The sequence below is a fragment of the Paraburkholderia tagetis genome, from assembly GCF_022213065.1.
Classification (GTDB): domain Bacteria; phylum Pseudomonadota; class Gammaproteobacteria; order Burkholderiales; family Burkholderiaceae; genus Paraburkholderia; species Paraburkholderia tagetis.
Map to the genome: position 1 here is coordinate 28,952 of NZ_JAKLJA010000002.1, position 22,075 is coordinate 51,026.

A 22,075-nucleotide genomic window follows, 5' to 3' on the forward strand; every position below is an offset into this window, starting at 1 on the left:
AAATGACCAAAGCCATCGAACACATTGACATCACGGCAAATTCCGACAAAAGTTTACCGAAAACTCAGCATGGTGAATTACGCCGTTGATTCGGAGGAGGACCCTGACCGCGACGATATCGCGTCCACGCCGCGATTCACGATGGAGGCCGCTGTCGCGCGGACGTGACGGGGTTGAGCACGTATCGCATTCAGCTTCGCATATCCGACCAGGAGTGCCTGCAAAAGAAACGCATCCAGTTCGGAATCCCCGTGCGGTGGCAGCCCGCCACCACCAGCGCCACCACGAGATCGCAGAACAAGGTCAGCCAGCGCCTCGTGCAATTCCCGAAAAAGCTCACCCACGAGCCGCACAGTCAACGGTTCATCGAGAAAGATTTCGTAGTGAGTGATCCATGCGCGGATGTGCTCACCCTTGCCCTTTCTCCTGCTTCCGTCCGACAACATCAACCGGCAAAAGCGCGTGACGTTGCGCAATGCCATGTCGCGACTTCGGCATTGAGTCAATTCGATCAACTCCCCTCGCATTCGGGCGCGCAGTCTGACGAATATCTCGAGAAGCAGATCGCCTTTTCCGCTGAAGTGCCAATACAACGCGCCGCGTGTTACGCCAGCCGATTCCGCGATCTCCTCGAGGGAAACTGGCCGAACGCCTCGTTCGACAAAAAGGCGCTCACCCGCGTCAACAATGGATTCGCGCGTGAGCAATGCCTTTTCCTTCGTCTTGCGAGCCATCGTCAGCTTGCTTGGATGCCAGGCTTTCTGACGGACATGTCAGCCCGCCTCGACGCAGGTGCATCGGACGAGTTCCCGTTGTCGGTCCGTTGATCGGCGGGGCGCGATGTCTTGCCGGCCCGCTCGATCCAACTACCACCCAGCGCGCGATACAGGTCAACGAGATTGGTCCAGCGCGCGAGGCGCGCACTGATCAGCGACTGCTGCTCCGAGTACAGGTCAGTCTGCGCAGTCAGCACCGACAGGTAGCTGTCGGCGCCGTTCCTGTAGCGCGGGTCCGACAGATCGTAACGGCGCTGCTGCGCATGCTCGTTGCGCTCGAGCGCGGCGACCTGCTGGTCGTACGTGCCACGCGCGGCCAGCCCGTTCGACACTTCGCGGAACGCCGACTGGATCGCCTTCTCGTAGTTTGCAATCTGGATCTTCTTCTGTACGTTCGCAAGGTTCAGGTTCGCGAGGTTCTGTCCACCCTCGAAGATCGGCATCGTGATCTGCGGTACGAACGACCATGCCGCGGTGCCTGCCTTGAACAGCTCGCCGAGCGCCGGGCTCGAGGTACCGAACGCGCCCGTCAGCGAGATCTTCGGGAAGAACGCCGCGCGCGCCGCGCTGATGTTCGCGTTCGCGGCGAGCAGGTTCTGCTCCGCTTCCATGATGTCCGGACGGCGCGTCAGCAGATCCGACGGCAGCCCCGGGGGGATGTCCGTCAGGAAGTTCTGCGCGTCGAGCGGCATGCCGGGCGGCAGGTCGTCCGGCAGCGGCTCGACGATCAGCAGCACCAGCAAGCTCAGCGCCTGCGCATGCTGGTTCGCGAGCGCAGTCTCCACGACTGTCTGCGCCTGGCGCAGGTCGAGTTCCGAGCCCGTGCCGTTGTCGAACTGTAGCTTCGTCAGGTCGTACGACGCCTGCGCGGTCTTCAGCGTGTTTTCCGTAACCTTCAGCAGATCGTCAGTCGACAGCAGCGTCAGGTACTGGTCCGCCACCTGCGACACCAGCGCGATCTCCCGCGCCTGCCGAGCGTGCGCGGTCGTGAAGTACAGCGCGAGCGCCTGGTCCTTCAGGCTCTGCACGCGACCGAACAGGTCGAACTCCCACGACGCGGATAACACGCTGTGGGGTGCACGAACTCGGTGTCGCTGATTCGTTTCGTCATACTCTCATCGCTGACTGGGTTGCGTTTGTCAGGCGCTCTCAAAATCGCACGCCGCAACGGGTCGTGCGCTTGAGCGCGTCGTTCGATCAAAGGCGAATAGGCTGCAGAGGACGATCGGCTGGCGCGACGTCAGCCAGTTTTCTCATCGAAAATATCGACTCGGTGTAGCTGTCGGCTCTGCACATCGAGTCCGGCTCAAGGGTGTCCTCCACCTTACTCCTCCCGCCGGATCACGGCAGGCACTCCAACAGTCTGTTAGATGCCGGAGACATGTTCCGTTTACAACAACTCACAACGTCAACCGAATTTCGGACCGGTATGCGCTTTGTAATCAGGTTGGCCACGCGCGTGACCGAAATTACCTGCTTACACAGGTGGATAATTCAGGACGGTTGGGGTGTTCGCGCGGCTGACCGCGATACCTTGATGAGCTAGCACCTGAGCATCCTTGGGCGGCGCAGTTTTTATGCAATTTCCTCCCGACACAGTCTATTTGACAATCAAGCTGCTTCGAGTTGCAGACACATATGCTTGCTGTTATTAACCGTGTTTTCGGACGTTGGTAAGCCCGGTGATTCTGCGAAATACGCAATCAGATGATCGATGAACGTTCGCACCTTCGCCGACAAGTGGGACCGGGCTGGGTAGGCCACCTTGATCTCGAACTGCGGCAATTTATAGTCGCTAAGCAGCGGAACCAATGTTCCTCGCAGGATGTCATTGTGGATCAGATAGCTTGGAAGAACCGCAATACCTGTGCCGAGCAACGCGAACTGACGAAGTACTGCAGTGTTGTTCGCGATCACCGCGTTCGGAGGACACACTTGCACTGTACCGGCGGCATTCGTGAACTCGAGATCGCCTCCGCGGAATTCGTCTGGCAGGCTCAAGCACTGATGTTTGTCCAGGTGACCGGGATGGGTCGGTTTACCGTGCCGCTCAATATAGGCAGGCGCGGCACAGACTGTCATACACCCTGTTGTCAAGCGACGAGCCACGGCGCTCGTTCCGCTCATCTGTCGCGTAATGACGATGGCGACGTCGATGCGTTCAGCGACAAGGTCCACCTGTCGATCGACAAGCGTCAAGTCGGGAACTACCTTCGGGTAACGCTGCGTATAGGTATGCAACGCGAGCGCGAGGTTTTGCAGTCCAAAGACGACAGGTGCGGCGATTCGCAGAATGCCAACGGGCTCGCGATTTCGCGCCATGACCATTCGCTCGACATCGTCGAGCTCCATCAAAATCTGGCGGACGCGCTCCAAATAGACTTGACCGGATTCGGTTAACGATAGCCTGCGCGTGGTGCGGTTGAAAAGCCGGGTGCCGAGCTGTCCTTCGAGATCCGCGATGTGTCGTGTCGCCACTGCCCTGGAAATGTCCATCGCGTTCGCCGCCCCCGAGAAGCTGCCGAAATCGGCAACCTTGACGAACAGCTTGATCGACTGCAAATGATCCATGAACACCTCCATCCTTTGACCAGAGAAACCAGAGGACACCCTCCTCGTTTGTCTATTAGACGAGCAACTCCGGATTCGTTTACCAGCAATCACGTCCCGTTGCCGTTTGCATGAATTTCGAACGGCGGCGGGCAAGATCGGCGAACCCTCACTGTGTAAAGCGTGCCAAAGGCGGAGAAATGGGATCCCGGACGCGCCTGCACTGGCCGTGTGACGAGGCATGAGAGCTCGGCAGAACTCATGCGCGCCTCATCTGAACGCTCGGATCGCCCGTATTTCGCCGCTACTCTCAGTTCCATTGCACGATCCGTGATGAGCGGCTCGCGTCAATCCGGTTGTCAGAATCGGTACGACAGCGCGAGGTAGCTGATGATCGGGTCAGCTGTTAGCTCGGCTCTCGTCTGTGCCAGCACCGTGCCATCGGCAGCCCTGATCGTCGTGGTCGATGTGGTCTTGAGCGGAATATATGTGACCGACGCGACAAATCCCCAGTGGTCAGTGATGTTGAAGGCAAGTCCCGCGTTGAAGACGGGTGCCCAAGACGATGACGTTTTCGCCGACACCTGTGTCAATCCCGGCTTGCCCGCGCCCGCAGCAAGGACGGCGCCGAGATTATTCTGGGTTTGGGTCACGAAGTTCTGGCTCAGTTGTAAGTCGCTGAACCAGGCGTACGACACGCCGAGACCGAGGAACGGCCGAAGTTTTGCGTTCGCCTGCGCGAAGTAATACTGGAGGATCAGGGCTGGAGTCCATCCGCGCACGCTTTTTTCGACCGGATTGATCGACGCGAGTCCGATATTCTGCGAGCCGAGTGCGCCGGCCGGGCCGGGTGGTTTGACCGTGCCACGTCCCGACACATGAAACAGAGGAGGCACCCCCGCCAACGTTGTTACTGCGATATGGTCGGTAAGGAAATGGCTGACTGTAAGGCCCACGGTCTCAGCACCGCTCGTGTGCAGCCCGGTGCCTGGCGACGTGAACGACGCAGGTGCGCGCAATGGCGTGTTGATCGGTGTGGGCGCGACGTCGGTCGTAAAAGGCGAACTGCTTTGTTGCGGCATGATGTGGAGTCAACCGAGCGTGACCACTGTGCTGCCGGCACTCTGCGCGCGCACCACGAGCGGTGCCAGCGCGGCGGCGCCGGCCGCCGCGCAGAGAACAATCTTCTTCATGACGGCCTCCCGTGCGCGCTTACTGGACGAACGCGCCGATCGTGAAATACGGCGACGACGCATTGGCCATGTCGAGGAAGCCGAACACACCACCCGTGAAGATGAACTTGCCGGTCGGGGCCGAGCTGCTCGCGCCCGTGTGGATCGTCGTGACCGTGCCCGGCACCCGCTGCGTGTAGTCAAGGTCGAGCGCGGTCGCGAGCGAGGCCTGCGACGGCTGGAACGGATCGAGCAGCGTCGCCTGCTTGTCGATCAGCGCGGTGGTCCGATAGTTGAACGCGCTGTCGACGCCGATGTACTCGCCATTCTGCGAGTCGAGTGCAATCGCCGTCTGCGGCGCGAGGATCGAGATGCTCGATTCGTCGTCCGCGGTCAGCCCCGGCACGCCGTTGCTGTCAGGCGTCGGATTCGGGTTCGCGACGCCCGTGCGCACGAGGATCGGCACGAGCTGGTCGCGCAGCTTGCCGACGATCATGAAGCCCTTGCCCTGCGGCGTCGCCGACAGCGTCGGCTTCAGCTGGCTCGCGTAGTTGTTCGACTGGAACGCGCCGCTGCCGTCGGCCGACTGCACGAAGTTCGTGCCTTGCTGCACGCATGCGCCACCGGCGAACTGGCCGGTCCAGTCGCACTTGGTCCACGTGCCGTCCGCGTTGATCGTCACCTTCGCATCAATCGACGCCGGCGCGAAGTTCTGCGACGGCACTTCGCCGAAGCCGACATGGCTGTACGTGCCCGCGACCTTTGTGATGTCGGTTTCGATCGACGAGAAGCCGATGAACGGGTAGTACGGGAATTTCGTGTCGGGCACGGCTGCCTGGCCGAGCACGCCGTTGAACTGGATCTCCTTGCCGGGAATCGTGCCGCCTGCGACGCCGAAGCCGACGAAGATACGCGCCGGACGGCTCGGATCGAGACTCGCGCCATTGAGGCGGTACGTGCAAATGTTCTGCTTCGTCGTCGGCAGCGTTGTTTCCTGCGTGAGCGTGCCGCTGTCAATGGTGCCGGCGCGAGTCGGCGTGACGGTGCTAGTCGTGCGCGGCACCGGCGATTCGACATAGGTGAGTTGCCAAGTCATCTTGGTGGTGTCGAGCTGCAGCTTGACGAGTTCGCCGCTTCCCGTGCCCCCCGTGTAGACGGTGTTGTAGTCCGACGATGGCGGACAAAGGCTCGATTCGGTGAATGCCGACGGATTTGATCCGTCACCACCACCGCCTCCACAGGCAGAAAGAAGAGGCACCGACAGCGCGAGCGCCAAAATGAGATTCGCCTTCATGATTCTCCTCCTCAATTGTCTTATCTGCGTTCCGGCGAGCTGCCGTCGTCCCACGATCGGCGATAGAAAAAGGTCCTATGGGTTGGCTGTCGTTATTCCATTCGAAATGGCGCATGACGTGCCTTTGTCTCCGTCCGATTCAATTTCGCGGGTTAATTTCGCTGCGACGTATTTATCTGTCAATCGACGAATTCATCTAAACAGGTAACATTGATGCCAACATATGCAAATAAAGATTTTAAAAATCGATTGACCAATCCGATTCAAACGAAACTGGCGAGTCAAATAAAATTTGATGTGCCATCTTCGTTTGAATTGATCGCTATCACGTTGATGCTGGCGTGGGAGGCAGGACCGTCGACTATCGTGAGATTCGCAGCGGGTTCCTGATCGATGCACAGCATCGTTGACTCATTTCGCTCTCGATGGGTCGCAAGACACATAGGGTTGTCAACAATTCGCCCTTTCTTCATTGCCCGCCAATGTGGCAACGTTGTGCCGATCAGATCGCATGTTTTTCTGTCAGACGATTGGTACGGCGTGTGCGGAATCGGTACATCGCGAAGGGCTACTCCGAACGTTGGTCACACTTGATATTGGGCTTCAGCAGATCGTCTATCACCTTCGCGATGTCTCCCATCGGAGTCGGCCTAAAATACGCCGCCCGCCGCGCAAGCAAACCGAAAACCGCCCCTCAACGCGATGCCACAGAAAGATGTAAAAAGTGCGGCCCGTCGGCGACTAATGGTCGAGGGATCGTTTGATGAACCTAACCACTCTTAGGAGGATTCAATGACGAAGTCGACGACAATCGACTTCTCGATTGCTAGGCTGACCGCTGCCGCAATCGCATTTCCTGCGGCCACCGCGATGACGGAAACTGAGTTGGCACTGGTCAAGTACGGCACCACTGCGGGCGCCAAGTGCGGGGCCCGATGCTGTGCCAAATGCGCGGAAAAATGTGGTGCGAAGTGTGCAGTTCAATAACCCGCGCGTCCAACCGTGGTGGCGTTCTTTCACAATGCTGCTGTGTTGCACGCCGGCCCGACCTCCTCCGTGAACGAATGTCGAATATCCATCCGAGACAATCGGCAGCGGGTAATCGCGATACTGGTCGGCTGCAACGACGCGCCCGCCGATTCAAACATGAAGCTTCTCCGGTATGAGACAGCAAGGGGAAAGTTTGAATGCACGCAAAAATAACCGCCTGCGGACACGAATACAGTGTGCCCCCCTCATCGTGAAGTCCGTCGGTCGGTGTGGATTGCCCGTCGATATCGTCATGAAAAACTGATGGGCGCGAGCAAGCGTTTGCATTGAGGTATGCATATTGGTCCGCTTCCAGCAACGCATCCGCGATCATCGGCACGTTCTGTCGATCGCGGACGTGCGATGCTGTCAATGAACGCCGAACGCGCTGAGTTATCGACAGCCGCGAACCATTCGCGGGGCCCGCTAAGTGCCATCCCGTCGACGGTCATTACAGCTTTGAACACAGCCGCGACAGTCGATTCCCCGTACGTCGAACCTCGATATCGTCCTTATGTTGACCGCAAGTCATGTCGCTATCTTCTCCAGGCCGCCCATTCCCGGCGAGGTCAAGACCCAACTGATTCCGATGCTAGGTGCCGATGGCGCGGCAGCCCTATATCAACGCCTGCTGCGACGCACGCTATACACTGTATGCAACACCGGCTGTCCGCGCTCATTGTGGATCGCGGGCGATTCCTCTCATCCAATGCTGCGCGCCGTTAGCCGGGAGTTTGCCATCGCGCTGCGTAAGCAGCGCGGTGCCAATCTCAGTGCGCGGATGAAACATGCGATGCGCACGATGCTTGTCGAGACCGATGCAGTGGCAATTGTCGGCGCGGATTGTCCGATTCTCGACGCACACCACCTTGAGCAGATGTTCGCAGCGCTGCGCGATGGGGCCGAAGTCGCGGCAATACCAGCCGAAGACGGTGGCTATGTGGCTATCGGCGTGTCGAACGCTGAACGTGCGCGGCTCAATGCCGTGCTCGACGCGTTGTTTGACAACATGCCATGGGGCACCGCGCAAGTTATGGCTTGCACTCGCGAGCGATTGCGATGGATTTCGGCCGAATGCCATGAGCAGCCCGCCCTATGGGATGTCGATCGCGCCAAGGATCTTGAGCGTCTCGAATCCATCACCAATGAAGCCGATGAGAGAGGCCTATAACAAAGCGGGCCGTCGCACCTTATTGACCGGCCACGACTATAGGCGCAACGACTTTGCGTTCGTGCCGACATACAAAAGTCGGGAACCCATTGCATGCAGCTTACCAGCGATCGACCGGGTGGCCACGACCTGCTCGTCGCTGACGCTCCGTGCAAGATCTTCGCAAAGAGGCAATTTGAAGCGCACCTGACAAGTTGACGGACCTATTGTGCAAACGCCTTTCCATGCAACTCCAACCCATCTTGGTCCAGTTTGAAGAGGAACCAAAAAAAAACCCGCCCGGGTGCAATGTCCTCGAAGCGGGTGAACGCCCATGCCGAAGCGGGGAGGCATGGTCGGAGGATGTCTCTGATCGCCATCCCAACATTAGACGGACGACATTGGTCGTCGTTACAGCAATTTGCAACGCTAAAGCTAGCCTCGGCATCGGTCTGCCGACACGATGCTGCCTGCCTCGGCGACTGGAATGAGTTCTCCTGGATTTTCCTCCCAGAGAAGACTTGTGTAATCGAAGTGCTCCTCGATCGCAGGTTTGACGATCGAGAAGTAGGGGGAAAGGTCAAAGTCGCGTGGTACAAATAAGCTGTGGTGGCGTACGCGCAGGATCTCGTTGAAGCACGACTCGCAGCCGGGAATGCCCACGCTTTCCTTGCGCATGCTGGGCAAAACCGGATAGCCGATAGACTGAAAGGCGAGCGCGATCAGCGTCGAGCAAATTGCCCGTGTCGGACTTCCGCTCCCCAGCTCAAGCATGCGTCGGCGAAACCTCTGCGGAACTGGGGGCGTCGGGAGTAGGTAGCGCGCAAGATCGATAATGTTGCGCAGGTCGTACTGCTGACCAATCCTGGCAATGGCGAATTCGCACACGCGAACAGCATCCCGTTCGGACAAGCCAACAGGCCGACAAATGCGCGTGTTGTACCCGGAAAACTGATCGATCCCTGTGATTCGCACCCCCTCAAGAATGTCGGCCTCGACAAACGCGTTGGCTTTTCCGGAAGCATGATGGCCCACATACAGCGCGGCATGCGACCAGGTTGATTGCGTCAGATAACGGATCGCACCGCTGATGCGCGAATTGCCTTCAACTAAGACGACGTCACCCGGCATAAGATGCTTGAGCAGAGTGTCCGGACGCGTCGCTGGCGCGATATCATTCGTTTTGACCGGAGCGGACAAGTACCGCGCGAGGCGTCGACCGATCGCGGAACAGAAGAAATCCATGGTTCCCTCCTCTTCGCATAGTTCTGCCTGACGAATCGCGCGTCAATGCGGTGGTCGTGGTGCTTCGCCACGCGAATCCGAGTTCAGTCGACGGAATCTTCGTCAATCGAAGTGACTCTCCCGATACTTAGTCGGGTTCGGATAACCGCGTTTACACAGTTTAACGAGAGGTCGCGGGCTTCTCGCCTACGGAACACGCGTGATACGGATATCCGATATAAGAGGTATTTCGCTGGCCCCGTCAACGAATCCAGAATGTCGCTCGAGTTCTGGATAGGCCTGTGTCGGCGAGTAATTCGGCCCGTCAACGATTCGCTCCCAGTATGAAAGCCACGCCTCGGAACCGCTCGGCCATTGGGACAGGAATTCCTTGTGCCAATGCAAATAATCGTAGTCCAATCGGATGGCTTCGATGTAGGCGCCGTGCAGTTTCACCTGATGAAGGGGGCGTCGGCGTGAAGGCCTCGTGCCGATCCGTGTCACGATTCCGTATGTCGTTCGCGCAAAATTTGGCAGACCCGCCGCTCCATTGTTCGCGACGACGAGTGGCCCGGATTGCAGAGCGAATGAACGCATCACGGGAAGGCAGGTGTGGGATGAAGCGAACACATCGATTCGCGATTGTCTGCGCACCTGCTCAAGCCATATAGGCGTCTCGGCCCGATCCAATACTGCGGCCGAAAAACGCCAGCCGGCCAGCGATTCGCAGTCGCCGTGTACGACACCAACGCGCAACCGGCCGACCTTGACGACAAGCGTCATCGGCAAATCGGCCAAGGCAGCTTGCCCGCCACGTCGTTCAGCAGTATGGCGGAGGTCGCGCATAATGGCGTTGGACCGGTTTACCGTTTGTTGCGTCACCTCCGGCGGATATGCGCATCCGCATCCGGCTCCCAGATCGTGCACGCGGCCCAACTCGGTCTCGACGTTTCCGCGCAGCGCATGATGGCGACGGACACGCCAATCGACCTGGGAGAAGATGGCACCATTCCGGTCAAACCAGTGGAAGTCGCCATTGAAGATCAGCGAAGCCCTCTCAAGGCTCGCCATAAGTTCGACCGCATCCAGCGCAGGACGATTTCCGTACAGCCCGCCGACGACGTAGAGCGTGGTCGCTTCCAGGTCGGCCTTCCGGTTGAACGTCGCGGCACCGTAGTGATAATCGAAAGGACACAACCTTCCAGGCGCCCCTCTATCGGCAAGATCATCCATTGCTTACGACGTCAAGCGACGACCGACGACGGATGCAATGCGCCTGAGCAGCTGCTGCCCTGCCCCGCCGTGCAACCAAAGCAATGATCCGCAACGCGAACCATTGCGCCGACAAAATCGTCTTCCAGCAGGTCGGCCACGCACGCACGCCTGCCCTCCTTATTCGAAATCGGTATCCCGAGCATTTGATTGAAGTCGCAATCGTACAAATATCCCTGCCAGTCGACGCTGATCAAGCTGCGGCACATGACGCTGTCGAGATTGGCCGCAACGTAGTTGTCTCTGAGCAGTTTCATGTATGCTGCAAATGTGCCCTTCGAGATCAACGTGCTGCCGAAGCGCTGGATCGGCATGTTCGCCAGAGTCAACAAACGGGTGAATCGAATGCCGAATTGCTCGCCAAGGATCCGGCGATAATCCGCCTCGAGTGCCTGTTGATCTGGCGGCAGAACCGGGCCCTGCGGGTTATAGACGAGACTGAGCGCATGGCGCTCTTTGCTTTCGTCGCCATACCCGAGCGCGTTCAAGCGAACCAGTGCGCGAATGCTTGATTCGAACACACCATCGCCGCGCTGCCGGTCAACGTTTTCTGCCGAGTAGCAAGGAAGCGACGCCACGATTTCGACCGCGTGGTCCGCCAGGAAGCGGGCAAGCGTCTCTTGCCCCGGTTCCTCGAGGATGGTGAGATTGCAGCGGTCGATGACGTGCACGTCGAGCGCACGCGCCTCATGCACGAGGAATCGAAAATGGGGATTCAACTCCGGAGCGCCACCGGTGAGGTCGAGGGTGCCAATTTGGTGCTTCGCGAGGACCCTAAGGATGTCATTCACGACAGCGCGGCTCATCTCCTCGGTGCGCGTCGGGCCTGCGGCGACGTGGCAATGGACACACGACTGATTGCACCGGTACCCCAGATTGACCTGTAGACAATCGAGGGAGCGGCGCCGGATACGCGGAAAATCGCTTTCGCGCAATAACGGAAACGTATCGTGCATGGTGGATTCCTTGCAGGCTTGCAACTTGTTGATTCGACGTGCGAGCCACGTTCCGTTTACACAATCTTGGTGGGAGGGGTTCTTCTTATAACTAAAAGTTAGTAAAAAAACCGGCGATCGCGCGTCACATCCTACATGTCCCTTCACCACCGGCCAGTGCGCGAGATCGCAATGGCCGCAGCAACCGGTACGACCCTCCCGAAACGGCGCAATGACTTCCGGATTTCTCCTTCTGGGCGAATTTCTTTCGCTTGTATTCCTCGCGGGTGTTGCCAAGGCGGCGCTCATTACGGGCGCAATCTACGTGCTTTTTCCTGAGCTCGGCGCACTGGCCTACGACGTGTTCACCCGTCCAGGCGGCGTCTGGGCGCGCGCCCCAGTCATGCTGGCTGTCACTCCAGTTGCCGCAGCGGTCTTCGGCACGGCGATCGCGCGCAGCATGCCTTATGGACTTGGCGCCGCGGCCCTGTCCATCGCAAGCGCAATGCTCCTGATTCGCATCCTGCGCTCTCCAATCGCGCCGGCGATTTCCGCCGGATTCTTGCCGCTCGCGCTAGGCGTCACAAGTTGGTGGTATCCCGTGTCGATCGCCGCCGTAACCGGCTTACTTGGGTTGCAGTCCCTCATCTATCGGCGCGTGTTCTCCACAAGGCTTCGCTCGACACCCCGCCACCCCGGTGATTCGGTCGATGACGAACTGGAAAGCTCGCCCCGGCGCTACGCGTGGCTCCCGGTTTTTGTCGGTTTTCTTCTGCTGGCTTACGGTATCGCCACTGTTACCGGGAATCGGCTCATCCTGTTTCCACCACTCGTCGTGATCGCGTTTGAGATGTTCGCGCATGCGGATGTCTGTCCATGGGCCAAACGCCCGATTTCCTTGCCTCTGACCTGCACGATCACCGCTGCCGTCGGCGTCATTGCCGTCCTGGTGCTCGGCATCGGGCCCTTATCGGTCACCGTTGCGCTGTTGGCTGGAATCGCCGCGCTCCGAGCGTTCAGCCTGCATCTGCCCCCCGCGCTGGCTATCGGACTGCTGCCGCAAGTCATCCCTGATCCCGGTTGGGGATTCGTGATTGGCGTCGCAGCCGGTACGCTCGTGCTGACTGGAACCTTTCTGTTCGCGCGCCCACTCCTGTTGGGCCGACCCGACGTGGCGAACGCGGGTTGAAGTGCCGCCATTCGACGACCGGTTCGTCCGCATGTTTCCGCAGCCTGCCATGGCGCCAGGACGACATCGCTAAAAGCCGTAAACATCGCGATCCGATCCCGTCTAACCAAGGGATGAAGCATCTCAAACCACAAGCGAGGGAAAATACCGTGCTCAAAATGCTGCTGAAAGGATTTTTTTTGCTGACCTTCCTCGGCGCCTCGGCCTCCGCGTTCGCCGGAACGCAGCCCTATAACAAGGCCCAGTTCGATGGGGCGCTGGCTCACGGCAAGCCGGTCGTGATTTGGTTCCACGCCAGCTGGTGTCCGACGTGCCGCGCTCAGCAACCTGCTGTCGACCGACTGGCCACATCAAGCGAAATGAAGGATGTCACGGTGTTCGTCGCCGACTTCGACAAGGAAACGGCGCTCGAGAAAGCGCTGCGCGTCGCCCAGCAGTCGACGTTTGTCGTTTTCCGCGGCGGTCGCGAAGTTGCGCGATCGACCGGCGAAACGGATGAGCAGGCCATTCGGGCGACGTGGGGGAAGGCATTGTGATTGTCTTTGGGCCAGCCACCTACGGCGTCGGGTTCGCGGCCGGCGCGCTCTCCACGCTGTCCCCGTGCGCACTGCCGCTGCTCCCCGTCCTCGCTGCGTCTGCGCTATCTGCCCATCGCTTCGGCAACTTGGCGCTTGCCACCGGCCTGGGCGTGTCGTTCACCGCGGTTGGCCTGTTCGTTGCCACTGTCGGTTCGACTATTGGATTGACGGGCGACACCTTCCGGGTGTTCGCCGCAGTACTGATGGTGGTGTTCGGGCTCTTGATGGCCTTCGGGACAATGCAGCACCTGTTTGCTCGCGCGCTCTCACCGGTCGGTAATATGGCCCAGCGCCTGCTCGCGGGCATTCGTGGTGATGGTCTTGTGGGGCAGTTCGCGATCGGAATGCTGCTCGGTATCGTCTGGAGTCCGTGTGTCGGACCGACCCTGGGAGCCGCATCCACGCTCGCGTCTCAAGGACAAGATCTGATGCACATTGCTGCGCTGATGGCAGTATTCGGGATGGGCGCCGCGGTCCCCCTGCTCGCGCTGGGTGCGATGTCGCGCGCGACGATCGGGAAGCTGCGCGGAGGGCTGGGCCGCTTCGGCCGGATCGGACGGGGCGCGCTCGGCGGACTTTTCGTTGCCGTGGGCGCGCTTATCCTGTCTGGTACCGACAAAGCCCTACAGGCAATGCTTCTGTCACACAGTCCCGACTGGCTGGTCCAGTTGACAACTTCACTCTAAAACAAGGAAGCCGACATGCAGCGGTGGACGAATGGCGAGGATGCACGATGTACCTCCTTCCTTTTGGTCGGGACGAAGTGGTGATGAGCGACGTCAACGCAAACATTTCGCGAGCTGAATTGGCGCAACTGCGCAGCAACATGCTGCGCTTCGCGAGACTCCAATTGCGCGACGACGCCGCTGCGGAAGACGCCGTTCAGGATGCCATGCTCGCCGCGATGAGCAAAATGGCGGACTTTCGCGGGAACGCGCAACTGAGCACTTGGGTGTTCGCGATCCTCAAGAACAAGATCATCGACATCATGCGCTCACGGAAGCGCTTCACCTCATCGCAAGAGGTCGATGAACTTCCCGCCGACAGTTTCGATGCGCTGTTCGATGAACGGGATCGTTGGCAAGTCGACGAACGGCCCGCCTTCTGGGGCGATCCCGAGGCGACACTCGAACAGCAGCAGTTCTGGACGGTCTTCCAGACCTGCCTCGACCGGCTGCCGCCCTCGACCGCCCGAGTGTTTATGATGCGGGAATTTCTGGAACTGGAACCTGAAGACGTGGCCGCGGAACTGGCGATCACCAAATCCAATTGCGGTGTGATTCTCCACCGGGCGCGAATGGCACTGCGGGTATGCCTTCAGACCAAATGGTTCAACGAGCGAGGCAATCGAAAATGCTGACATGCAAGGAAACAACCGAACTGCTGTCAAAGGAGGCCGACGAGGGCCTCAATCTTCGGGAATCACTCGACATGCGATTGCATATCCTGATGTGCAGCGCGTGCCGCAACTATCGCAGCAACGTTCAGTTTTTGCGGCGTGCCTGCCGCTCAGCGGCGACGCCTGACCAATCGCCGGACGCAGCGCCGAAAGACGCGCGTTGAAGGTATCAGTCACCAATCTGAGTGAACGCGGCAAGCGTCGTGCGCCGCTTCCGGGAGTACCAGCATGAACTCGCGAATTCTTTCTCTTCGCCGCCTGGACGATGTTTCATGGAACCGCGTCCACACTGCCATCACTATCGCGCTTGGCGTCGGTTGGTTGCTCGACGCGTTCGAAGTGACGATCGTCAACAACGTCATCTCTGTATTCAAGACACTGTGGCATTTGAGCAATACCCAGGCGTCCTGGATTCTTAGCATCTGGTTCGTCGGGATCATGGTCGGCGCATACGGCTTTGGTTACTTGGCCGACCGATACGGCCGCAAACGACTCTTCCTGCTGACACTTCTGCTGTACGGCACGTTCACGTTTCTCACCGCCTTCGCATGGGATTACGCGTCGATGATGGTGCTTCGCTTCGTCACTGCAATTGGTGTCGGCGCAGAATACGCAGCCATCAACGCTGCCATCAGCGAGTTCATTCCGGCGAGACACCGGGGCAAGACAAACGCAACCGTGATGAACTTTTGGTCCATCGGTGCGATTCTTGCGGCGCTCGTGACGCTACTGCTCATCAATCAGCTTCCGACCGACATCGGTTGGCGTGCGGCATTCGGCTTTGGCGCCGTCGTTGCGGTCGCGGCCGCCTTCGCACGTCGCTACATTCCTGAGTCACCGCGATGGCTACTCGCCCACGGTGACACACGTGCTGCGTCCGCCATCATCGACGATATCGAGCGTGGTCGGTTTTCCGACACGCGCCTGACCGGCAAGCAAGACTTTACGCCCGAGCCTACTATAAGGCGGAACTTCTGGTCCCAGTCGCGCGAGTTGATACGGATGCATCCGGGACGTCTTGCGCTCGGCTGCGCACTCGATTTTTCCGAGGCAGCCGGCTATTACGGCCTGTTCGCTTTCCTCGCCCTGTTTATCCTGCCTGCAGTCCATGTGGATTCCGCGTTTGTCCCCTGGTTCTATCTGATCGGCAATGTCGGCGCACTTGCCGGTGGCCTCATCGTTGCCACCCTGCTTGACAGCGCCGGACGCAAAATCACCGTGCCCGTTTCATATGCGCTTGCTGCTGTCGGCGTGCTACTGATGGCTGCGGCAATGACCACGCACGATTGGCGCTGGGTTCTGGCGGCATTCACGCTCGCCAACCTATTCGCGACCGGAAGCTGGGTCTCCGCCTACCCAACCTTTTCCGAAATCTTCCCGACGCAGCTTCGCTCGACGGGTATTGGCATATCGGTAGCGGTCGGACGCATCGGCGCGTTCACCGCGCCATTGCTGCTCACCTATATCGCCGATACGTCGGGCATGATTCCTGCGCTGCTCGTGCTCGCTTCGTTCTGGCTCATCGGCGCCGTTGCGATGGTGCCGTGGTATTTCCGTGGCGTCGAAGGCAAGGGAAAGGCACTGGAGGCAATGGTGAACGCACTAGCCGTGCCAAGTGTCGACCCAGTCGCAAAATAAATGTAAAAGGTGGCGCTCTCCACCGACTAATGGCTGGGAACAGTTCCCAAGCAACTCGACAAGTCACAGGAGAGCAAGATGAAGAAGTCGTCGATGGTCGCCCTTTCGATCGCTGCGCTGACGGCAGCCACCGTTGCATTTCCGGCAGCGGCGGCAACCACCGAAGCCAACGCGACGATGGCGCAATGCGGATCAAAGTGTGCACCGAAATGCGCTGCCCAGTGCGGCGCAAAATGTGGGGCAAAGTGCGGGGCAAAGCAACATGCCAAACACGGCGCGAAACGACACGTCAAGCATGTTGCCGCGTCCGCGTCCAAGTGCGGCGCCAAATGCGCACCCAAGTGCGGGGCAAAGTGCGGCGCGAAATGCGCGGCCAAGTGTGGCGCCCAATAAGGGTTAGCGACATGAATCGGGGCGGCGTCACATCCGGCCGCCCCGTTATCCGATGACACCGTCATCCCAGACATATCACTCCCGCAATCGAGGCGATTTCCGTGAACTTCAAGCGGACATGCTCGGCACACAATCGTCAACAGGCGGCTACGGCGCTCATTCGCTGTTATGACACGCTTGCGAAACGCAACGAGAACCTGCTGCAGCACGTGACCGGCGAGCAGGCATTCGAATGCTGGCGCAAGTACCCGTCTGCTGACGTGATTTCTGCAAGCGGTTTCCAGTATTTCTATCACGCACACAGCCCAGAAGATCGGCCCGGCGTGATCGAGAACGGGCATTTTCATACCTTCGCGCGCCTGGATCGGCGCGCTCGCAACATAGAGGACTTGCCCATTCCGGGCAATGCAACGGTCAACGCGAACACGCAAGATCCCGACTCCGTGCATCTGGTCGCGATTTCCGTCAATGCGTTGGGCTTGCCGACTGAGATCTTCACCGTGAACCAATGGGTCACGGGCGACCGATGGTGCAGCAGCGCCAGCGTCGCCGCGCTTTCGGCAGCGTTCCGCGTTGACGGCGCAGGCCCGCCACTCCTCTCTGCGTGGTTGACGTCCGTCTTCTCGCTGTACGAGGAATCGATACAAGAATTGATTCGGGACCGGGACGCAGCAATCCGGCATGCGATCGATACGCACGCCGCCGACTATCGGATTATCGACGACCGCTCGCTCGAAGTGCTGTCGTCGAAGACGCTCTCGTTTTCCGACGACGTCGACGCCGCGTTGCGCGACATATCGCGTTGAATGACGGAAGCGCGCCACAGAGCCGCACGTAACAGGAGAGAATCGACATGAACGCCAATAACATCACCGTCGGCATTATCGGCGGCAGCGGGCTCTATCAGATGGACGGACTGACAGACGTCGAAGAAATCGACGTGACAACGCCATTCGGCTCGCCATCCGACCGCATTGTGACAGGCTGGCTCGGCAGCGTACGCGTCGCATTCGTCACACGGCATGGCCGCCACCATACCCTGTTGCCGTCCGAAGTCCCTTATCGGGCCAACATTTATGCGCTCAAGCAGCTCGGCGTGCGCTATCTGCTCTCCGTCTCGGCGGTCGGATCTTTACAGGAGGCGATGCGTCCTCGCGACATCGTCCTTCCCGACCAGTTCATTGATCGCACATGCCGTCGCGATTCCACATTCTTCGGGGATGGCGTCATTGCACACGTCGCCTTCGCCACACCCGTATGTCCCGCGCTGAGCGGCGTGCTTGCAGAGGCGATCAGGCGCGCGGCACCGGACGTGTCCGTCCACGTCGGCGGCACTTATGTCTGCATTGAAGGTCCGGCTTTTTCCACCCTGGCGGAATCGATGCTGTATCGGCAATGGAGCGCTTCGGTCGTCGGGATGACGAACGTGCCGGAAGCGAAACTCGCGCGCGAGGCGGAGATCGCTTACGCGACGCTCGCGCTGGTCACCGATTACGATTGCTGGCATCCGTCGCATGAGAGTGTCACCGTGGAAATGGCCATTGCGAACCTGCAGCACAACGCGAGCAACGCGAAGCGAATCCTTGCCCATGCGATTACGTTGATCGCGGACGAGCCTCCGTCATCAGCTGCCCACGACGCGCTGCGCACGGCCCTGGTGACGCCGCCCGCGGCAATCGGCACGGCGGCTCGTGAGCGCCTGGCCGCAATCATCGGCAAATACATTGGCGATTGAGGCACGCGATGAAATCGGCGGATACGAAACGCGAGCAAATAGCGACGATGGCACACAGCCATCCGGACAGCTCGCGGAACGTCACGCTGTCGATCATTATCCCGGTGCTGAACGAAGCGGCGACGATCGGCGTCGGCCTGCGCCGACTGGCCCTGCTCCGCTATCGCGGCACGCAGATCATCGTAGTCGACGGCGGAAGTGATGACGACACGGTAGCGTTGGCAGCCCCATTTTGCGACGCCGTCGTTCACGCTCCGCGGGGGCGTGCTGCACAGATGAATGCCGGAGCGCGCCGCGCGGGCGGAGACATCCTGCTGTTCCTGCATGCAGACACCACATTACCCGCGTTCGCCGACACCGTGATTCGCGATGCGCTGCTGGATGCTCCATCCCGTACCTGGGGCCGCTTCGACGTGCGGATCGACGGAACCGGACCGCTGCTCGGTCTGGTTGCGCACATGATGTCGATTCGCTCACGCCTGACCGGCATCGCGACGGGAGACCAGGCCATCTTCTGTACGCGCGAATCCTTCGCCCAGGAAGGCGGGTTCCCGACGCTCCCGATCATGGAAGACATCTCGTTCAGCAAGCGGCTGCGTCGCCGCTCGCGACCCATTTGCCTCCGTGCCCGCGTGACGACATCGGGTCGACGCTGGGAGGCGAACGGCGTGATCCGGACCATTTTGTTGATGTGGTGGCTGCGTCTCGCGTACGCACTCGGTGTGCCTGCCGAAACGCTTGCGAGATGGTACCGCTACGACCCCGGCCAGTCGCCCTCGAAGCGCTGCCGCGATTTTCAAGAGCAGTGAGATTTCTCATGTCAACTTCGTGTCACATCGCCGTCTTCTCCAAAACTCCGATCCCAGGTGCGGTCAAAACCCGCCTGATCCCGGCACTCGGTGCCGACGGCGCCGCCACGCTTCATCATCGCTTGCTGCGATATACGCTTGGCGTCGTATGCCGTGCCGGCTGCCCGCGTTCATTGTGGATTGCCGGCGAGCTCGCCCATCCAGCCCTGCTCGACGCAAGCGACGATTTCGGCATTGGCTTGCGCTCGCAACAAGGTGCTGATCTCGGCGCCCGCATGAAGTGCGCAATGCAGCGGCTGCTACCGCATGCCGACGCGGTGTTGATTGTCGGCACAGATTGCCCAGTGCTCAAGGCTGAGCATTTTGACCAAATCTTCACAGCACTGGTTAACGGTTGCGAGGTTGCTGCGATACCTGCAGAGGATGGTGGATATGTGCTGATCGGCGCGGCAAGGGGCGCGCTCGCAAGACGCGAGATCGTGCTCGATGCACTGTTCGACGACATGCCGTGGAGCACCGATCAGGTCATGACATGCACGCGCGAGCGACTACGGCAAATCGGTGCGTCGTGGCACGAGCTGCCGCCGCTTTGGGACATTGATCGCCCCGAGGATCTTGTCCGTCTGACGACCATGCCCCGGCCCAATGTGCCGATACTATGACGCGGCACCTTGTGCTTCTGGGAGGCGGACACGCGAATCTCCATGTCCTGGAATCGTTAGCCGACTCACCACTGCCCGATGTCCGAGTGACCCTTGTGTCACCTTACCGCCTGCAGATCTACTCCGGCATGCTGGCGGGCTGGATAGCCGGCCATTACCCTCTCGCGGCGTGTGCCATCGCACTCGATCGACTCGCTGCTGCCGCGCACGCGGAATTCCTGTGCATACGTGCGTGCGAGATTGAAACCGCGAGTCGATGTATACGGCTCGCGGACAACTGGACAATCGACTACGACCTGCTCTCCATTGACATCGGCTCGGACGTCTCGATCGACCGGCTTCAATATGCGTCCGACCGCGTGGCACCGGTGCGCCCCCTACAGCGCTTCGCCGAGCGATATCGGCAGTACACGGTCAACGGAAAAAATGAGCCAATTGCCATCGTCGGAGGTGGCATGGCTGGCATCGAGATCGCGTGTGCGCTGCGCGTTGCCTCGGGCTACAGAGCCGATGTCACGCTGCTCGCTGGTCGAGACGGTATCGTACCGACTCAGAATTCGACGCTCAAAACGCGGCTGAAAAACGCCTTGAAAGCGCGGGGCGTGATGATTGTTGATGAAGATGCATGCGGGGTCGACGGCATGCGGGTTGAGACGTCGAGCGGTCAACATCTCGCGGCGGCGCTCGTGGTGTTGGCGACCGGCCCCCAGGCGCCCAGTTTATTACGTGGTAGCGGCCTGCCACTCGATGAGGCGGGTTATCTGACAGTCGACGCATCACTCCGTTCGACTGGCAGTACGGCCGTGTTCGCAGCGGGCGACTGCGCACGTTTCCCCGATGATGGCGTCGTGCGCTCGGGCGTCTATGCGGTTCGCCAGGGGGCGATACTCGCCCACAATTTGCGGGCAGTGTTGATGGGCGGATCTGTGCAGGATTTTCACCCCCAACGACGCGCCCTTTACTTGATCGCAACTGGTTCACGCCATGCGGTCGCAACCTGGGGGCCCTGGTCGTGGGAAGGTGAATGGGTATGGTGGTGGAAACGGCACATCGATCGCCGATTCGTGTGCCGCTTCCGACGGTATTAGCGCGACGTGCGGCGCCTGGCGCTTCAACGTGAATCCGGGAAGCCCGGCCAGGTCAGGTAGGCCACCCGTCCGCGATGCGCAGGAACGTCTGCGGCTCCGGACGGATCCGATAGTTGTCCGTGAGATCAACGAATACGATCGTGCCAGTGGCGTCAGTCATGATCACTGTCGGAAACACCGTGTCCGAATCGTAACCGAGCGCCTGCAAACCAGCAGGCAGGCCGTCCTTCGCCAGAATTCCCAGCGCCTGAGCGGCGCGATTGTCCCGATCCACATAAAAGTGGAACGGGACCGCGAACTTCTGCGCCAGTTCGCGAGTGTGGCCATGCGGCTGCGGGCTGATGAGGATGACTCGTACGCCTCGTCGGTCAAGCTCGCGATATTGGGCCGCTATCTCGCGGATCTGGGCCATGCAAAGTGGGCACCAGTTGCCGCGAAAAAACAACAGCACTGCTGGCTTGCTGAACGAAGGTCCGAGCATCACGGGCGCACCATCGACATCCTCGACCACAAACGGCGGCAATGGTCGCCCCACTTCCAAAAGCCTATTGTCCGTGCGGCCAAGCCGTGAATACCAGAAGACATACAGCATGCATCCGGCAAGAACGAAACCCGCGTAAAACAACGGAAGCCAATTGCTGACCTGAGCTAACGCACCCCATACCGCAATCGAAGCGCCGAACGTGGTGGAAACGAGCAACGGCCACAAATGCCTTGACGTTCGAGCCGTACCACGAGCAAACAGCCCGAAAAAGAACAGCAGGTTGGACATCGACGCGATTACAACGCCGAGCCACTCTATCGCAATCCCGTGCAGATAGAGCGCAATACTCCCATGTAGCAGCGAGGCCGCCAGCATCACCAGGAACGCGTCGATGAATAACGATTTCAACTTGGTCATGACCGCTAGCTCGAGTTCGATATCAATTCTTGGGGGATTTGCGTGACGGAACTACTTTGTGTCATCCCAATGCACCCTTCCTTCCTTGAGTGCCTCGCACGCCTTACGGATCGCCGCCATCTGCTCACAAAAAACAAGGCAACCCGCGCACGTCGCAATATGCTGGGCGACATAACTTTCCTCTTCGGTCGACAGCGTACGATCCAGGCGTTCGACGATCAGTCGATGGATCTCACGACAGGTCAACATCTCGCCTGACATGATTTGCTCGTCCTTAGCTG

The 22,075-nt window shown here is 59.6% G+C and carries 20 protein-coding genes and 3 pseudogenes; 13 read left to right on the top strand and 10 right to left on the bottom strand.

Annotated features, from left to right (window positions below; genetic code table 11):
• Nucleotides 1-77 precede the first annotated feature (77 nt).
• From L5014_RS38550 to L5014_RS03190, 5 genes and pseudogenes are all read right to left on the bottom strand, one after another.
• Nucleotides 78-734: a TetR family transcriptional regulator gene (locus L5014_RS38550; protein ID WP_274389226.1), complete on the bottom strand. Its 657-nt coding sequence runs from the start codon at nt 732-734 to the stop codon at nt 78-80.
• Between the two features lie 2 nt (nt 735-736).
• Nucleotides 737-1,879: pseudogene (locus L5014_RS03175) on the bottom strand (efflux transporter outer membrane subunit); the annotation flags it as partial.
• Between the two features lie 577 nt (nt 1,880-2,456).
• A pseudogene (locus tag L5014_RS03180) lies at nt 2,457-3,347 on the bottom strand (LysR family transcriptional regulator); the annotation flags it as partial.
• Nucleotides 3,348-3,685: 338 nt separating this feature from the next.
• A pseudogene (locus tag L5014_RS03185) lies at nt 3,686-4,519 on the bottom strand (OmpW/AlkL family protein).
• 19 nt (nt 4,520-4,538) lie between these two features.
• On the bottom strand, nt 4,539-5,792 hold the full coding sequence (locus L5014_RS03190) for a DUF2957 domain-containing protein (protein ID WP_238462157.1): 1,254 nt from the start codon (nt 5,790-5,792) through the stop codon (nt 4,539-4,541).
• A 1,543-nt stretch (nt 5,793-7,335) separates the two neighbouring features.
• On the opposite strand from L5014_RS03190, the gene L5014_RS03195 reads away from it, so the two are divergent.
• Nucleotides 7,336-7,992, top strand: coding sequence for a TIGR04282 family arsenosugar biosynthesis glycosyltransferase (locus L5014_RS03195; protein ID WP_238462158.1), 657 nt, complete (start codon nt 7,336-7,338; stop codon nt 7,990-7,992).
• Between the two features lie 414 nt (nt 7,993-8,406).
• Here the strand turns inward: L5014_RS03195 and L5014_RS03200 are convergent, their stop codons facing one another.
• The 3 genes from L5014_RS03200 to arsS form a co-directional block, all read right to left on the bottom strand.
• The gene (locus L5014_RS03200; RefSeq protein ID WP_238462159.1) at nt 8,407-9,216 is read right to left on the bottom strand and encodes a YiiX/YebB-like N1pC/P60 family cysteine hydrolase; all 810 of its coding nucleotides are present in this window, start codon (nt 9,214-9,216) and stop codon (nt 8,407-8,409) included.
• Between the two features lie 186 nt (nt 9,217-9,402).
• Nucleotides 9,403-10,428 (bottom strand): hypothetical protein, encoded by a 1,026-nt coding sequence (locus tag L5014_RS03205; RefSeq protein ID WP_238462160.1) that lies wholly within the window; start codon nt 10,426-10,428, stop codon nt 9,403-9,405.
• Nucleotides 10,429-10,439: 11 nt separating this feature from the next.
• Nucleotides 10,440-11,423 carry an arsenosugar biosynthesis radical SAM (seleno)protein ArsS gene (gene arsS, locus L5014_RS03210; protein WP_238462161.1) on the bottom strand — a complete coding sequence of 328 codons (984 nt, stop codon included), beginning with the start codon at nt 11,421-11,423 and terminating at the stop codon, nt 10,440-10,442.
• Between the two features lie 211 nt (nt 11,424-11,634).
• On the opposite strand from arsS, the gene L5014_RS03215 reads away from it, so the two are divergent.
• The 12 genes from L5014_RS03215 (at nt 11,635) to L5014_RS03270 (ending at nt 20,893) form a co-directional block, all read left to right on the top strand.
• Nucleotides 11,635-12,591, top strand: coding sequence for an HPP family protein (locus tag L5014_RS03215; protein WP_238462162.1), 957 nt, complete (start codon nt 11,635-11,637; stop codon nt 12,589-12,591).
• Nucleotides 12,588-13,127 carry a thioredoxin family protein gene (locus tag L5014_RS03220; RefSeq protein WP_238462163.1) on the top strand — a complete coding sequence of 180 codons (540 nt, stop codon included), beginning with the start codon at nt 12,588-12,590 and terminating at the stop codon, nt 13,125-13,127. The genes L5014_RS03215 and L5014_RS03220 overlap by 4 nt, the downstream gene beginning before the upstream one ends.
• On the top strand, nt 13,109-13,855 hold the full coding sequence (locus L5014_RS03225) for a cytochrome c biogenesis CcdA family protein (RefSeq protein WP_238462164.1): 747 nt from the start codon (nt 13,109-13,111) through the stop codon (nt 13,853-13,855). The genes L5014_RS03220 and L5014_RS03225 overlap by 19 nt, the downstream gene beginning before the upstream one ends.
• Before the next feature lie 83 nt (nt 13,856-13,938).
• On the top strand, nt 13,939-14,529 hold the full coding sequence (locus tag L5014_RS03230; RefSeq protein WP_042973726.1) for a sigma-70 family RNA polymerase sigma factor: 591 nt from the start codon (nt 13,939-13,941) through the stop codon (nt 14,527-14,529).
• Entirely contained in the window at nt 14,523-14,732 is a 210-nt protein-coding gene (locus L5014_RS03235) for a zf-HC2 domain-containing protein (RefSeq protein WP_080484096.1), read from the top strand. Before L5014_RS03230 ends, L5014_RS03235 begins: the two co-directional genes overlap by 7 nt.
• 64 nt (nt 14,733-14,796) lie before the next feature.
• Entirely contained in the window at nt 14,797-16,206 is a 1,410-nt protein-coding gene (locus L5014_RS03240; RefSeq protein ID WP_021157835.1) for an MFS transporter, read from the top strand.
• Nucleotides 16,207-16,284: 78 nt separating this feature from the next.
• Nucleotides 16,285-16,599 (top strand): hypothetical protein, encoded by a 315-nt coding sequence (locus tag L5014_RS03245; RefSeq protein ID WP_080484097.1) that lies wholly within the window; start codon nt 16,285-16,287, stop codon nt 16,597-16,599.
• 101 nt (nt 16,600-16,700) lie between these two features.
• Nucleotides 16,701-17,405, top strand: a complete 705-nt coding sequence (locus L5014_RS03250) for a DUF6969 family protein (RefSeq protein WP_238462165.1) — start codon at nt 16,701-16,703, stop codon at nt 17,403-17,405.
• Between the two features lie 47 nt (nt 17,406-17,452).
• On the top strand, nt 17,453-18,334 hold the full coding sequence (locus tag L5014_RS03255) for an S-methyl-5'-thioadenosine phosphorylase (RefSeq protein WP_238462166.1): 882 nt from the start codon (nt 17,453-17,455) through the stop codon (nt 18,332-18,334).
• An 8-nt stretch (nt 18,335-18,342) separates the two neighbouring features.
• Nucleotides 18,343-19,143, top strand: coding sequence for a TIGR04283 family arsenosugar biosynthesis glycosyltransferase (locus L5014_RS03260; protein ID WP_238462167.1), 801 nt, complete (start codon nt 18,343-18,345; stop codon nt 19,141-19,143).
• A gap of 8 nt (nt 19,144-19,151) precedes the next feature.
• On the top strand, nt 19,152-19,805 hold the full coding sequence (locus tag L5014_RS03265) for a TIGR04282 family arsenosugar biosynthesis glycosyltransferase (RefSeq protein WP_238462168.1): 654 nt from the start codon (nt 19,152-19,154) through the stop codon (nt 19,803-19,805).
• Complete coding sequence (locus L5014_RS03270) at nt 19,802-20,893, top strand: FAD-dependent oxidoreductase (RefSeq protein WP_238462169.1); 1,092 nt, start codon at nt 19,802-19,804, stop codon at nt 20,891-20,893. Before L5014_RS03265 ends, L5014_RS03270 begins: the two co-directional genes overlap by 4 nt.
• Before the next feature lie 52 nt (nt 20,894-20,945).
• On the opposite strand, the gene L5014_RS03275 is transcribed toward L5014_RS03270, so the two are convergent.
• Both L5014_RS03275 and L5014_RS03280 read right to left on the bottom strand, forming a co-directional pair.
• Nucleotides 20,946-21,794: a peroxiredoxin-like family protein gene (locus tag L5014_RS03275; protein ID WP_238462170.1), complete on the bottom strand. Its 849-nt coding sequence runs from the start codon at nt 21,792-21,794 to the stop codon at nt 20,946-20,948.
• Between the two features lie 51 nt (nt 21,795-21,845).
• On the bottom strand, nt 21,846-22,055 hold the full coding sequence (locus L5014_RS03280; RefSeq protein WP_021157829.1) for a zf-HC2 domain-containing protein: 210 nt from the start codon (nt 22,053-22,055) through the stop codon (nt 21,846-21,848).
• Nucleotides 22,056-22,075 lie beyond the last annotated feature (20 nt).

Bases quoted from the DNA above. Each gene is read 5' to 3' on its own strand.
- L5014_RS38550 (WP_274389226.1), bottom strand. From the start codon at position 734: ATGGCTCGCAAGACGAAGGAAAAGGCATTGCTCACGCGCGAATCCATT.
- L5014_RS03190 (WP_238462157.1), bottom strand. From the start codon at position 5,792: ATGAAGGCGAATCTCATTTTGGCGCTCGCGCTGTCGGTGCCTCTTCTT.
- L5014_RS03195 (WP_238462158.1), top strand. From the start codon at position 7,336: ATGTTGACCGCAAGTCATGTCGCTATCTTCTCCAGGCCGCCCATTCCC.
- L5014_RS03200 (WP_238462159.1), bottom strand. From the start codon at position 9,216: ATGGATTTCTTCTGTTCCGCGATCGGTCGACGCCTCGCGCGGTACTTG.
- L5014_RS03205 (WP_238462160.1), bottom strand. From the start codon at position 10,428: ATGGATGATCTTGCCGATAGAGGGGCGCCTGGAAGGTTGTGTCCTTTC.
- arsS (WP_238462161.1), bottom strand. From the start codon at position 11,423: ATGCACGATACGTTTCCGTTATTGCGCGAAAGCGATTTTCCGCGTATC.
- L5014_RS03215 (WP_238462162.1), top strand. From the start codon at position 11,635: ATGACTTCCGGATTTCTCCTTCTGGGCGAATTTCTTTCGCTTGTATTC.
- L5014_RS03230 (WP_042973726.1), top strand. From the start codon at position 13,939: ATGAGCGACGTCAACGCAAACATTTCGCGAGCTGAATTGGCGCAACTG.
- L5014_RS03235 (WP_080484096.1), top strand. From the start codon at position 14,523: ATGCTGACATGCAAGGAAACAACCGAACTGCTGTCAAAGGAGGCCGAC.
- L5014_RS03240 (WP_021157835.1), top strand. From the start codon at position 14,797: ATGAACTCGCGAATTCTTTCTCTTCGCCGCCTGGACGATGTTTCATGG.
- L5014_RS03245 (WP_080484097.1), top strand. From the start codon at position 16,285: ATGAAGAAGTCGTCGATGGTCGCCCTTTCGATCGCTGCGCTGACGGCA.
- L5014_RS03255 (WP_238462166.1), top strand. From the start codon at position 17,453: ATGAACGCCAATAACATCACCGTCGGCATTATCGGCGGCAGCGGGCTC.
- L5014_RS03260 (WP_238462167.1), top strand. From the start codon at position 18,343: ATGAAATCGGCGGATACGAAACGCGAGCAAATAGCGACGATGGCACAC.
- L5014_RS03265 (WP_238462168.1), top strand. From the start codon at position 19,152: ATGTCAACTTCGTGTCACATCGCCGTCTTCTCCAAAACTCCGATCCCA.
- L5014_RS03270 (WP_238462169.1), top strand. From the start codon at position 19,802: ATGACGCGGCACCTTGTGCTTCTGGGAGGCGGACACGCGAATCTCCAT.
- L5014_RS03275 (WP_238462170.1), bottom strand. From the start codon at position 21,794: ATGACCAAGTTGAAATCGTTATTCATCGACGCGTTCCTGGTGATGCTG.
- L5014_RS03280 (WP_021157829.1), bottom strand. From the start codon at position 22,055: ATGTCAGGCGAGATGTTGACCTGTCGTGAGATCCATCGACTGATCGTC.